General features: G+C 57.5%; 14 protein-coding genes and 1 riboswitch. Of the genes, 5 read left to right on the top strand and 9 right to left on the bottom strand.

Annotated features, from left to right (window positions below):
- The first annotated feature begins 8 nt into the window (after window positions 1-8).
- Window positions 9-206: riboswitch (cobalamin riboswitch) on the top strand.
- A gap of 143 nt (window positions 207-349) precedes the next feature.
- The 5 genes from BM347_RS09045 to BM347_RS09025 are packed head-to-tail and all read left to right on the top strand — an operon-like array spanning window position 350 to window position 3,768.
- Window positions 350-1,135 carry a DUF4198 domain-containing protein gene (locus BM347_RS09045; protein ID WP_093916158.1) on the top strand — a complete coding sequence of 262 codons (786 nt, stop codon included), beginning with the start codon at window positions 350-352 and terminating at the stop codon, window positions 1,133-1,135.
- Window positions 1,136-1,142: 7 nt separating this feature from the next.
- Complete coding sequence (gene cbiM, locus BM347_RS09040; RefSeq protein WP_093916157.1) at window positions 1,143-1,760, top strand: cobalt transporter CbiM; 618 nt, start codon at window positions 1,143-1,145, stop codon at window positions 1,758-1,760.
- Window positions 1,757-2,335: a cobalt ABC transporter permease gene (locus BM347_RS09035; protein ID WP_093916156.1), complete on the top strand. Its 579-nt coding sequence runs from the start codon at window positions 1,757-1,759 to the stop codon at window positions 2,333-2,335. Before cbiM ends, BM347_RS09035 begins: the two co-directional genes overlap by 4 nt.
- Before the next feature lie 3 nt (window positions 2,336-2,338).
- Window positions 2,339-3,127, top strand: a complete 789-nt coding sequence (cbiQ, locus tag BM347_RS09030; protein WP_093916155.1) for a cobalt ECF transporter T component CbiQ — start codon at window positions 2,339-2,341, stop codon at window positions 3,125-3,127.
- Window positions 3,118-3,768: an energy-coupling factor ABC transporter ATP-binding protein gene (locus BM347_RS09025; protein ID WP_093916154.1), complete on the top strand. Its 651-nt coding sequence runs from the start codon at window positions 3,118-3,120 to the stop codon at window positions 3,766-3,768. Before cbiQ ends, BM347_RS09025 begins: the two co-directional genes overlap by 10 nt.
- Window positions 3,769-3,799: 31 nt before the next feature.
- Here BM347_RS09025 and cobS read toward each other — a convergent pair whose 3' ends face one another.
- The 9 genes from cobS to pqqA all read right to left on the bottom strand — a co-directional run bounded on the left by cobS (window position 3,800) and on the right by pqqA (window position 11,681).
- Window positions 3,800-4,549, bottom strand: a complete 750-nt coding sequence (gene cobS / locus BM347_RS09020) for an adenosylcobinamide-GDP ribazoletransferase (protein WP_093916153.1) — start codon at window positions 4,547-4,549, stop codon at window positions 3,800-3,802.
- Window positions 4,546-5,556 carry a nicotinate-nucleotide--dimethylbenzimidazole phosphoribosyltransferase gene (cobT, locus tag BM347_RS09015; protein WP_093916152.1) on the bottom strand — a complete coding sequence of 337 codons (1,011 nt, stop codon included), beginning with the start codon at window positions 5,554-5,556 and terminating at the stop codon, window positions 4,546-4,548. The genes cobS and cobT overlap by 4 nt, the downstream gene beginning before the upstream one ends.
- A complete protein-coding gene (gene cobU, locus BM347_RS09010; protein ID WP_093916151.1) occupies window positions 5,540-6,064 on the bottom strand; it encodes a bifunctional adenosylcobinamide kinase/adenosylcobinamide-phosphate guanylyltransferase in 525 nt (174 codons plus the stop codon). The genes cobT and cobU overlap by 17 nt, the downstream gene beginning before the upstream one ends.
- A gap of 78 nt (window positions 6,065-6,142) precedes the next feature.
- Window positions 6,143-8,032, bottom strand: coding sequence for an ATP-binding protein (locus BM347_RS09005; protein ID WP_175498542.1), 1,890 nt, complete (start codon window positions 8,030-8,032; stop codon window positions 6,143-6,145).
- Window positions 8,033-8,525: 493 nt separating this feature from the next.
- Window positions 8,526-9,632 (bottom strand): pyrroloquinoline quinone biosynthesis protein PqqE, encoded by a 1,107-nt coding sequence (gene pqqE, locus BM347_RS09000; protein WP_093916149.1) that lies wholly within the window; start codon window positions 9,630-9,632, stop codon window positions 8,526-8,528.
- Complete coding sequence (gene pqqD / locus BM347_RS08995; RefSeq protein WP_093916148.1) at window positions 9,629-9,904, bottom strand: pyrroloquinoline quinone biosynthesis peptide chaperone PqqD; 276 nt, start codon at window positions 9,902-9,904, stop codon at window positions 9,629-9,631. Before pqqD ends, pqqE begins: the two co-directional genes overlap by 4 nt.
- A 3-nt stretch (window positions 9,905-9,907) precedes the next feature.
- A complete protein-coding gene (gene pqqC, locus BM347_RS08990; protein ID WP_093916147.1) occupies window positions 9,908-10,657 on the bottom strand; it encodes a pyrroloquinoline-quinone synthase PqqC in 750 nt (249 codons plus the stop codon).
- Between the two features lies 1 nt (window position 10,658).
- Window positions 10,659-11,552, bottom strand: coding sequence for a pyrroloquinoline quinone biosynthesis protein PqqB (pqqB, locus tag BM347_RS08985; protein ID WP_093916146.1), 894 nt, complete (start codon window positions 11,550-11,552; stop codon window positions 10,659-10,661).
- Window positions 11,553-11,576: 24 nt separating this feature from the next.
- On the bottom strand, window positions 11,577-11,681 hold the full coding sequence (gene pqqA / locus BM347_RS08980; protein WP_093916145.1) for a pyrroloquinoline quinone precursor peptide PqqA: 105 nt from the start codon (window positions 11,679-11,681) through the stop codon (window positions 11,577-11,579).
- Window positions 11,682-11,752: the final 71 nt, after the last annotated feature.

Raw genomic sequence — 11,752 nt, 5'->3', positions numbered from 1 at the left:
CGATCTGCCAAGACTGAGCTATGACCGGTCCCGATCTTTTCGGGCGAAAGAGGGAATGTAGTGCGGCGCATATGTGTCAAATCTACAGCTGCCCCCGCAACTGTCAGCGGTGAGCAGGGCCAAATACGTCACTGGAGCAATCCGGGAAGGCTGGCCCAACGCATTGACCCGCAAGCCAGGAGACCTGCCGGACACGTGCCCTATGGTAAACGGGGTGCATCCACTGGGCGCCGGGGTGTGCGTTTGGCCGTGGCATCCGCGCGCCGATTGAGTGTGTCGTCCCGGTCCAACCCTATCCTTGGCGGTCGAATGTATACGCGCCGGGTGTGGCGCCAAGATGAGACGACTGATGAAAAAACTACTGCTCTCCAGCGCTGTTGCGCTGACACTGCCTGCGATGGCTTCCGCGCATTTCTTGCTGGAATATACCACCGATACCATGATCGACAGACCCGGTGATGTGCCGGTCAAGCTGATCTTTTGGCATCCGATGGAAAATAGCCATGTGATGAACCTGGAACGCCCGCAAGAATTTTACATGATTCACAATGGCGACAAGACCGATCTGATGGATAGTTTAGAGCCTGTGCAATTCACCGGCGGTCAAAACACCGGTGCCGCGTTCAAAGGCCATGTACCTGTGAAACGGTCGGGCGATTACGTTTTGGTCACAGTACCCACGCCGTATTACGAAGAGGCCGAGGATATTTATATCCAGCAGATCGCCAAGGCATTCCTGAACCGTAACCAATTGCCGACGGATTGGATGAACCCGGTTGGCCTGCCCACGGAAATTGTGCCCCTGAACAAACCTTATAACATCATCGCCGGATCGACCTTTACCGGTCAGGTGTTGGCTGATGGCCAGCCCGTCGCCGGGGCAGAGATCGAGATCGAGTATATGGCGGCGGAGCCGGACATGAACAGCGCATCGTCCAGTATGCCCGTCGTCAGCGCCATGCCGGGGGGCGCGATTGTCGCCATATCGGACATGAACGGGTATTTCACCTTTGGCGTGCCACGGGCGGGCTATTGGGGCTTTGCCGCACTTGGGTCTGGACCCGTTACGGAACATGAAGGTAAGGAATTAAGCCAAGACGCCGTGATCTGGATCCGCGCGTGGGACATGGAGTGATACGCGCATGCATATCGTAGACGGAGCGCTGTCCAATACCGTTGTGATCGTCGGGGCGGTTGCTGCGGCGGGCGGCATCGCGATGGGTCTGCGCAGCCTGACGTTGGAGCGTATTCCAACGGCGGGCGTGCTGTCGGCCAGCTTTTTCGTGGCGTCGTTGATCTATGTGCCTGTGGGCCCGTCTTCTGTGCATCTGATTATGAATGGTCTGGCCGGGATACTGCTTGGCTGGGCCGCCTTTCCTGCGTTGTTTGTCGGTCTTTTGCTTCAGGCGATATTCTTTGGATTTGGCGGTTTGACGGTTCTGGGTGTCAATACCGTCAACATTGCCCTTCCTGCGGTTGTGGTTGGGTTGATCTTGCGCAGGCTTGTGGCGTCGGGAACCCCGGTGGCGGGGGCAATCTGGGCCGGGATTGGCGGCGCGTTGGCAATTGCGCTGACAACCGGTGTCGTGGCCATTTCACTGGCGGCTTCGGGGGATGAATTCATTCCGGCGGCCAAGCTGGTGTTCTTTGCCCATATTCCTGTCATGGTCATCGAAGGGCTGTTGACCGGCTTTGCCATTCTGCTGGCCCGCAAGGTGAAACCGGAATTGTTTGAGACCGTGAAGGGGGTACATGCATGAAACGTTTTGCCCTGCTCTTAATGCTCTGCGCGGCCCCGATCCCTGCGTTGGCGCATAAAGTTCTGCTGTCGGTCTTTCCCTCCGGTGACGTGATTGAGGGCGAGGTTGGTTTTTCAAACGGCACCATGGCGGTTGATCAGTTGATTACCGTGAGGGGCCCCGATGGCACCGTGCTGGGTGAAACAACAACTGATTCCGACGGCTTTTTCCTGTTCAAGCCGGTATTGCCCGTCGCCCACATCTTTCGCGGTAATCTGGGGGCGGGGCACGTGGCCGAAGTGAAGATGCCCGCCCAAGAGGTCGCCGCGATTTTGGGGAAACCTGTGTCAGCCGCTGATACGGCCGCTGGCGTTGGTGACGCTGTTGTGGGCACCGTAACCAATGCGCCGCTATCAGCGGAGGAACGCGCAGCAATTGCCGAGGCGGTGCGCGATGAAATCCGCCCGCTGCGCCGCGAGATGGTTGCGACCCGCGAACACCAGAACTTGCAGTCTATTCTGGGCGGGATCGGGTATATATTGGGTCTTTTCGGACTTGGGTTTTATCTGGCGGCGCGCCGCAAACTGGCGGCTTAGACCTTGGCGCATGTGCTAGAGCAAGGGGATACCACGCTGACCGAAACCGGGGCCGCGCAGGTGTCCGGCCTGATCGGCAGCTTGGATCCACGGATCCGCATTTTGGCGGCCATCGGGTTCGGGATCGTGGTGGTTGGCTTGTCGTCGTTGAACGCGCTATGTGCGGCAATGCTGCTTTCGGCGGCTTTGCTTTGGGCGTCGCGCCTGCCCTTGGGGCCGACCCTGAAACGCATGGCAATGATGGATGGCTTTATCATCTTTATGTTGGTGCTGTTGCCGTTCTCCATCCCCGGGGATCCGATCTTTACCCTCTGGGGTTTCGCCGCCAGTTGGCAGGGACTTTGGCGCGCCGTGGAAATTGCCCTGACGGCCAATGCCGTGATCCTTGCGCTGATGACGCTGGTCGGCACGATGGAGCCTGTGACCCTTGGCCATGCGCTGTATAAGATGCGGGTGCCTGAAATTTTGGTGCACCTGTTGATGTTCACAATCCGTTATATCGAGGTGCTGCGCGAAGAATACCTGCGGCTGCGCAGCGCGATGAAGGTGCGCGGCTTTCGCCCCGGCACCAATTGGCACACCTATCGCAGTTTCGGATATCTGGTGGGCATGATGCTGGTGCGCGCCATCGAACGATCCGAACGTATTCTGGGCGCGATGAAATGCCGTGGCTTTTCGGGGCGCATTTATCTTCTAAAGGATTTTGCGCTGACGGCGGCAGACAGGCGCTTTTCGTTAATATTCGTGATAGCGATGGCGCTCCTGATTTGTCTGGAGCTGGCATGGCGCTGATCGAGCTTGATGATATCCATTTTTCCTACCACGGGCAGCCGCCAATCCTGTCGGGCGCGTCTTTGCGGCTGATGCCGGGGCAACGTTTGTCGCTGACCGGCCCGAACGGCTCCGGGAAATCCACGCTTTTGCGGGTGATTCTTGGCCTGCAGACGCCGCAACAAGGGACAGTGCGCGCCTTTGGGGTAGACCGCAGCCAAGAGGCCGATTTTCACGAGGTCCGGCGCCGCATCGGGTTGGTCTTTCAGGATGCCGACGACCAGCTGTTTTGCCCCACCGTCGCCGAAGATATTGCTTTTGGTCCGCTGAACCTTGGCAAGTCCAAGGAAGAGGCGATTGAAATCGTGGACCGTCTGTTAGAGCAATTGCGTCTCATGCATCTGCGCGACCGGATTACGCACAAGCTGTCGGGGGGTGAAAAACGTCTTGTGACCTTGGCGACGGTCCTTGCGATGGAGCCTGAGGTGCTGCTGCTGGACGAGCCAACAAACGCGCTGGATACCCAAAATGAGGCCCGGCTGGTCGAGATTTTGCAAGATTTGCCACAGGCGATTTTGCTGGTGAGCCATTCCGCTGAATTCCGCAGCCAGATCACGCAGGAGAAGGTCGAAATTCGCGCAGGGCAAATTTACGCGGCCTGAGCTAGCGCCGCGGTGCTAATAAAGCAGACGATCAACTGGCAAGCATTGCAAGCGTTGCCCACGCGCTGGTTTCACATATGAACTGCACCGCTCCCAATACGTCACCGGTTTGCCCACCGATGCGGCGGCGGGCAATAGTGGCTACGAGGGTCGCAACCAAGGCGATCATGATCAACACAATCACCCCCTGCCAGCCAAGCAAAAGGACGGCGACAAACGCCAACCCCGCCCAAAGCATCCATTTTGTATCGGTGCCGCTGGAGAGCACACCCAGCCCGTCCGTTCTGGCCAAGGGCAACGTGACCGAGCAAACCGTCATCGCAATCCGGCTGAGCATGCCGATGGCCAAAAAGCTGAAGAGACCGGCCTGTCCGCCAAGCTGCGTCAGGGCAGAAACCCAAACCGCGCAGCACAGGATAAGCGCCAGCACGCCATAGCTGCCGATTGCGCTGTCCCGCATTATTTCAAGCCGTCGCGCCTTATCATGGCCGCCCCAGATGCCATCGGCAAAATCGGCTAACCCGTCCTGATGCATCGCACCGGTGGTCAGTATCATCGACCCCAGCGTCAGCACCGCGGCAAGGGTAGGGCTGGCCCCGAACCACAGGCTTAGGCCGTGAATGGCCCATGCTATTAAACCCACGATCAGGCCCACCAGCGGATAGGCCCACCGTGCCTCGGCTAGTGAGGGTGCGGGGTCTTGCAGATCGCCGACGGGCAGACGCGTAAGCATCATCACTGCCAGTCGTATCTCGGCAAGTCGCCCCGCGAAATCGGTCATCCGCCGGAAACCCCGGCCTGCGCAAAGGTGGCCATACCATTGTGGCACTCCAACGCAGCGCGTAACACGCCAAGCGCCAAGGCGGCACCGGAACCTTCGCCAAGCGCCATATTCATCGACAGGATTGGTGCCTTTTGCATCGCGTCCACCATCAGCTTGTGACCGGGTTCGGCGCTGGCATGGCCAACGAGGCAGTGATCCAGCAGCGCAGGCGCGGTATCGTAAAGCGGGGCAACCGCTGCGGTGCAGATATACCCATCCAGAATGACCGGGATCGAATGCGCCCGTGCAGCTAGGACCGCCCCGCAAATGGCTGCCTGTTCACGCCCGCCCAATGCGGCCAGCATTGCCATGCCGCGCGCCGCGCTGTGCAATGTAACGCCTGTTTCGACGACCCGCGCCTTGAGCGCCTGACCATCGCTGTCTGACCCTGTTCCGCGACCGACCCATTGCGCTGCCCCCCCGCCGAATGTGGCGCAGGCCAGGGCGGCGGCGACTGTCGAATTGCCAATTCCCATCTCGCCGAGGATCAACACCGATGCGTCGGGGTCAACGGCCGCTGCGCCGCTTTGCAATGCTTTGATGGTTTCAGCCTCGGTCATGGCAGGGCCTTGGGTGAAATCCTGCGTGGGCTGATCCAGATCCAATGCGACGACCGACAAATCGGCCCCATTGGCACGGCACAGCTGGTTGATCGCAGCGCCCCCGGCTTTGAAATTCGCGACCATCTGCACGGTTACTTCTTGGGGAAACGGGTTGACCCCTTGGGCGCAAATGCCGTGGTTGCCAGCAAAGACCAAGGCCTGCGCCTTTTTGATCACGGGCATTTCGCTGCGCTGCCATCCCGCCATAAACATCGCCAGTTCCTCAAGCCGGCCCAGTGACCCGGGCGGCTTGGTCAGGCTGTTTTGACGCTCAGATGCGGCGGCTGCGGAGGCCTGATCGGTTTCAGGAAGAACCAGCTTGGCAATATCATCAAGGGACGTCAGATCAGACAGGATGGTCATTAGATTTCACTTTCATTGGATAGCCCGCAACACAGAGCACCACAGAGCCGCACGTCCGTGCAATAGTTTGATTGACCCAGCCAGCGGCATCACGGAAATCGCGGGCCAGTTTGTTTTCAGGTACGATCCCGCCGCCGACCTCGTTCGTGACGAGGATCACGGGGGCAGTTTGGGTCGCGATTGTGTGTACAAGGGTTTCAGTCTGCGCGCGCCAGTCTGCGTCCGATAGCATAAGATTGGTAAGCCACAATGTCAGGCAGTCAACCATACGCGGGTCGCCGCCATCCGATTGTACCAGCGCGTCAGCCAGATCAAAGGGCGCTTGAACGGTCGTCCATTCAGGGCCACGCCGTTTTTGATGTTCGGCGATACGCGCTTCCATTTCGGCATCATGTGCTTGGGCGGTTGCGATATAGATCGCCTTGCCTGTCGTTTCCAAGGCGTAGCTTTCTGCCAGTGCAGATTTGCCTGATCGCGCCCCACCTGTGATCAATAATGATTGTCCCATAGCTATGTGGAAAAGCAGGTTTCGACGTGAAAGGGAAGCCGAAAGGCAGGGGAAATCACGTCAAAAGACTATTCGGTTTCAAGCGTCATCCTTGTTGCCACTTGCATCAAGCGCCCCCTTGATGGCGGCAAGCAAATCGCGGCGCATCACCGGCTTCATCAGCCGGACATCTTCGGGGCGTAGGCCGTTTCCGTGCACCGTCGCCTCTGATGCGTAGCCAGACATAAAGACAACCGGGAGTGTATCTTTCATTTCACGCAGTTCTTTGGCAAGGCCCGTGCCCTGAAGCCGCCCGGGCATGACAATATCGGTAAGCAGCAAGTCAAATTCCGGGTCCGCGTCAAAGATTTCTTTGGCCAGATCGCCAGACCCGGCAGGCTGAACCGCATATCCAGACGCCTGAAGCATGGCGGTTAGAACTAAGCGTACCTCTTCCTCGTCCTCGGCCAGCAAAATCCGTTTGCCTTGCGGCTTTGACTTCTGATCCTGGGGGACGTCCAACGCAGCCTCTGGCGGGGCGGATGTTTCCGCTGGGAAATACAGCTTGAACGTCGTCCCAATGCCGACCTCTGAGTAAACCTGGACCGTGCCGCCCGATTGCCCCATGAAGCCCATCACCATCGGAAGGCCCAAGCCTGACCCATGGCTGACAGATTTTGTACTGAAAAACGGTGTGAAAATATGCTCCAGGTCGTCGTCGGCGATCCCATGCCCGGTATCGGACACAGCAACCAAGACGTATCTTCCGGCCTCTAATTTTTCATCCCGACCATCAATATAACCCGCTTCGACCCTGACATTTGAGGTTTCAATTGTGAGCTTGCCGCCATCCGGCATGGCATCACGGGCGTTCAGAATAAGATTCAACAGCGCACTTTCCGCAGCGACGGAGTCGGCTTTGACCTTCCACAATCTCGCAAGAAGGGATGTCTCGATCTCGACATTTGAAGGGAGCGTGCGACCGGCCCAATTTTTGGTGTCGCGTACCAGCTTGTTCATGTCCATGATTTTGGGATGCAACGGGGCGCGGCGCGAATAGCTAAGCATATTCCGGGTCAACTCAGCCCCGCGCAGGGTTGCGTCGATGCAGGGCTGGATCATCTGCCGTTGCTCCTCGTCCGTGCATTCTTCCTGCATCAGTTCCAGATTACCCAGAATCACGGCCAGCAAGTTGTTGAAGTCATGAGCGACGCCACCCGTCAGCTGTCCGATTGTCTCAAGCCTTTGCGAGGCGGCCAGTTGCGATTGCAGATCCTCGCGGTGCTTTTGATCGGCCAACCGTTTGGTGATGTCGGTAATGTTCGCGCGGATCAGGGTCTTGTTATAGGGCGGCACGCGCAGCAGGGACACTTCACACTTGAACTCTTTCTTGTTCACATCCGTATGGGTCCAGTCGTATGTGGGGTGCCCGCCTCCAATCGCTTCTTGCAGATATTTCGTTGCTAACTCGTCGCTGCGTGCGCCAGATGGCTGAAATTCCGGGGTAAAATCTGCCATCGTAGGGCCGTATAGCAGCTCTTCCCGCGCCACCCCGAACATGCGTTCTGTTTGGGCGTTCACAGAAACCAGATACCCTTTGTCCACATCAAGGGTCATAATCCCGCTGGGCGCATACTCGACAAGTGTTTCAAATCTTCTGTGGTTCTCTTCGACCTCCTCCGAAGTCGTTTCCCAAAACTCACTAATGTTGCGAATGAGAATGATCATCAGAGCACCGGCCAAACAGATACTGGCTATGGCCACGATCCAATTTCGTGGGTTTTGGTTCCACTCGGTAACCGCAGGGTTGGGATGCTCTAAGGCCCCTGAAACAAACAGATAGGCAAGCACGATAAGAAGAGCGGCCAAAACGGCCAAGGCAAAATAGGCGAACCGCCGGGAATAGAATGTCGCCAGCACGGCTAAAATACAGGGAAAACCATATAATGCCGCAGCAGCAAGGCCCAGATTGGCGACGGCTGAAAACATGGCTAGGCTTATACCTGTTACGGCTAGTAAACCTCTGGCTTTTAGATGTTTTTCTGCCCTTAGAAATAGCATTGGAAAGACGCTAAAGATAAACAGGACAACTACCATCGGGAGAAACATATTCCCGAACTGAGAGATCCGAAGCAGCGAGAGCAAAAGCGCAACGACGACGACCAGTGAAACGAAATCAAGTATCCCGCGGAGCGCTTTTTGTAATCCTGCATCGAATACTTTTGTGGATTGGATTTCGTCTCTTTTAGGCATCAAGTTTCCATATTTCCTCGCGATTTTCACTTGCTATCACAATGTTTGATCAAAACTGTACTCTTTTTTTGGTGCAGGTTTTGCACTCCGTTTGGGCGACCCACAAAACGAAGCGCAACCACAGCCAGAGGTTATTGCACGAGGAACCATCAAAGGGGTACCCGATGTCATTGGGTTCTGTGGTCGGCTTAAATCGACGCGCCGGTAATAACTCGGTGGACAGACGGCGTTATTCAGCAGGCTCAGAGGTTTTTGCGGGTGCATCGCGGTAGATAAGCGGGGCATCATCGCGTCCCGAAAATACATCCGCTTGGGTTTGCAGGTCCTTGTGGTGGGGCGACTTGATGCACACCGGATCGGTTGCCGAAGGGTCGCCAACCACAGCCATCGCCTGACAGCGGCAGCCTCCGAAATCGATGGTCTTGCGGTCGCAATCAATGCACGGGTCCTGCATCCAATCGGTGCCCCGATACGTATTAAAAGCCGCACCGTTATGCCAAATATCGGCAAGCGGTTTGTCTTGGACACGGTCAAATGTCAGCTGCGGAATGGTTTGCGCGGCATGGCAGGGCAGCACCAATCCATTCGGCGTAACGTTCAGACCCGTGGTCCCCCAGCCACCCATACAGCGTTTGGGATAGCTTTCGTGATAATCCGCGGGCACATAGTCGATCACCAGCCGCCCCTTGAGCCGGGTGCGGGCAGCGATAACGATTTGCGTCGCTTCTTGGGCCTGTTCGCGTGTCGGCATCAGGGCATCGCGGTTTTTCAGCGCCCAACCGTGGAATTGCACGGTTGCGACCTCAATCCGGCGGGCACCCATTTCCTCGGCCATCTCGATCGCGCGGGGCAACTGATGCAGGTTGCGCCGGTGCAAAACCGCATTCAGGGTCAGGGGGAAACCGATTTTACCAATCCATTCGGCCACCTGCATTTTACGGGCAAAACCGCCGCGATATCCTCCGATGTCATCCGCCATTTCAGGGCTGCTGCCTTGTAGGGACAGCTGCACATGATCAAGCCCCGCCTCATCAAGCTGCATCAAACGCTTTTCCGTCAGGCCAATGCCCGACGTGATCAGGTTGGTATACAGGCCGGCCTCGCGGGCGGCGGTTACAAGTTCTGTCAGATCGCGCCGGGATGCGGGTTCGCCGCCGGACAGATGCAATTGCAGCACGCCCATGTCTGCCGCCTCGCGGAACACACGTGACCAGGTTTCCGTGTCCAACTCGCTGTCTATGGCGGCCATTTGAACGGGGTTCGAACAATAAGGACATGCCAGCGGGCAGCGATAGGTCAGCTCAGCCAGCATCGCGATGGGGGCGGGCGCAGTCATTGTGAGACATCCAGAAATCGGCGGCTGCGCAATGCATCCAGAAAGCCGGAACTGTCCTTGCGGATTTCATCGACAGGCGCGCTATAGCGTTCGGCCAGTGCGCCGGTGATTTCGCCAAAGCTGCGGGTACCGTCGACCTCGTTCAAAATAGCATGGCCCACCGCATCTAGTGTGATCGCCCGTTCCGGGGCCAGCAGCACCCAAGTATCACGAACCTTGTCGTGATGCAGCCTTACGCCGCGGGGCAGGGTGGGGATATCAGCAGCCTGCACGGGTCAGGACGCCTTTTGCAGCAACAGACCCTGATCGGGCTGCCACGCGCCCGGGGGAATGCGGGCGGGGGTGACATAGGCGGCCGACAGCGCATCAAGCTGCGACCACAAAACATCGGTCTTAAAGATCAACGCGGCGGCGGCGGCGTCTTGTTTCTCAGCGGTGTCCGCATTGTCCAACACCCAAGCAAGGCCAAAGGCGACGTCTTTGGGGGCTTCTTTCAGGCGGTTCTTGAAATACGACAGCGAACTGTCATCGGCAAAATCATAGTTCTTCAGCAGCCCTTCGATCCGATTTGCATGGATTTTAGGGGCGAAAAGTTCGGTTAGGGATGCGGCGACAGCTTCCAGCAGGGTTTTCTCGCGCACAAACCGAACATAGGCGTCCACGGCAAATCTGGTCGCGGGCAGAACGCCACGGCACGACGCCACATAGTCGGGATCAAGGCCAACAGCCTCGGCCAGACGCAGCCAACGGCGAATGCCGCCTTCGTTGGTGTCGGTGCCGTCGTGGTCTTCGATACGGGACCGCCATTGCCGCCGCAGCGCGGGATCCTCGACCCGGGACATAAACGCGGCATCCTTCATCGGGATCGAATGTTGATAATAATATCGGTTGATGACCCATGCACGGACCTGATCAGCATTGCACGCGCCGCCATGCAGCATGTCGTGAAACGGGTGCAGATCGTGGTACCGTTCGGCGCCGATCTGGCGCAGGCGGGCCTCAAATTCACTGCGGGTCTGGGTCATGTCAGGTGATCTCCATTCCGTCTTGCCCGATGGTCCAACCAGCGGCCTCTGCCGTGGTTTTTTCAGCCGAATCCGGGCGCAAAACCGGGTTGGTGTTGTTCATATGAACATAGACTTTTTGTGCGATTTCCAGCGCTTCAAAGGCCGCCAATGACCCGTCCGGCCCGTCCATCGACATGTGGCCCATCCGCTTGCCGGTTTTCTGGCTTAGCCCCGCGCGGACCATTTCATCATCCTGCCAAAGCGTCCCGTCGAAAAACAGCAGATCGGCCCCGTATAGCCGCGCGCGCAAATCGTCGTTCAGCAATGCACAGCCGGGGATATAGAATACCGTCTTGTCGGTGGTTTCCAGTTTGACGCCAACAGTTTGATCCCCCATCAGATCGGTCTGGACCTCGTCCCCCTCAAGGTACAACGGCACCTTGCCGGGCACAGCAAACAGCTTAGCGGTCATGCCGGGCAGTAATGCAAATGGGGTATCAAGCGCGATGGTCTGGCGTGTCACCACATTGCCGTTCAGCGCATCAAACATTGGATTTTGGGCCAAGACATCATGAATGCCCGCTGTAGCGAACAGGGTGAATGGCTGCATTTCGCGCAGGGTAAGCAAGCCCGCCACATGATCAATATCACCATTTGTCACCAGAACTGCCTTTAACGGCAAGCGTCGCAGTCCTGTGGGGTGAAGTGGCGGGGCGGCTGCAAACTGTTGCCGAATGTCGGGAGACGCATTCAGCACAGCCCATGAGGTTTCATCCGCCGAAACGGCAAGTGAAGACTGGGTTTGAGATGGGATTGCGCCGTCCCGCGCAAGGTTGCAGTTTTCACAACCGCAATTCCATTGGGGCAGACCGCCACCCGCGGCTGCCCCAAGGATATGTGCGCGGAAAGTCATAGCTGCCACCGCGCGCTGTCTGTCTTAGAACAATACGCCGCCAGCGTCTTCGCCGTCGCCATCTGGTCCGTACATGTTGATTTCCATACCGCATTCAATTTCGCGGATGATTGGTTTGGTCCATGCCATATCGTGTCCTCCTCCTGACTGAAATATACCCCCACGCTGACAGAGAGATGCTGTTCAGGCGACTCTTATTT

Source organism: Sulfitobacter marinus (genome assembly GCF_900116285.1).
GTDB classification, from domain to species: domain Bacteria; phylum Pseudomonadota; class Alphaproteobacteria; order Rhodobacterales; family Rhodobacteraceae; genus Sulfitobacter; species Sulfitobacter marinus.
This window is presented reverse-complemented; position numbering and strand designations above follow the sequence as displayed.

Bases quoted from the DNA above. Each gene is read 5' to 3' on its own strand.
- cbiM (WP_093916157.1), top strand. From the start codon at position 1,143: ATGCATATCGTAGACGGAGCGCTGTCCAATACCGTTGTGATCGTCGGG.
- pqqE (WP_093916149.1), bottom strand. From the start codon at position 9,632: ATGACTGCGCCCGCCCCCATCGCGATGCTGGCTGAGCTGACCTATCGC.
- cobT (WP_093916152.1), bottom strand. From the start codon at position 5,556: ATGACCATCCTGTCTGATCTGACGTCCCTTGATGATATTGCCAAGCTG.
- pqqA (WP_093916145.1), bottom strand. From the start codon at position 11,681: ATGGCATGGACCAAACCAATCATCCGCGAAATTGAATGCGGTATGGAA.
- BM347_RS09025 (WP_093916154.1), top strand. From the start codon at position 3,118: ATGGCGCTGATCGAGCTTGATGATATCCATTTTTCCTACCACGGGCAG.
- BM347_RS09035 (WP_093916156.1), top strand. From the start codon at position 1,757: ATGAAACGTTTTGCCCTGCTCTTAATGCTCTGCGCGGCCCCGATCCCT.
- pqqC (WP_093916147.1), bottom strand. From the start codon at position 10,657: ATGACCCAGACCCGCAGTGAATTTGAGGCCCGCCTGCGCCAGATCGGC.
- cobS (WP_093916153.1), bottom strand. From the start codon at position 4,549: ATGACCGATTTCGCGGGGCGACTTGCCGAGATACGACTGGCAGTGATG.
- BM347_RS09045 (WP_093916158.1), top strand. From the start codon at position 350: ATGAAAAAACTACTGCTCTCCAGCGCTGTTGCGCTGACACTGCCTGCG.
- pqqB (WP_093916146.1), bottom strand. From the start codon at position 11,552: ATGACTTTCCGCGCACATATCCTTGGGGCAGCCGCGGGTGGCGGTCTG.
- cobU (WP_093916151.1), bottom strand. From the start codon at position 6,064: ATGGGACAATCATTATTGATCACAGGTGGGGCGCGATCAGGCAAATCT.
- BM347_RS09005 (WP_175498542.1), bottom strand. From the start codon at position 8,032: ATGTTTTCAGCCGTCGCCAATCTGGGCCTTGCTGCTGCGGCATTATAT.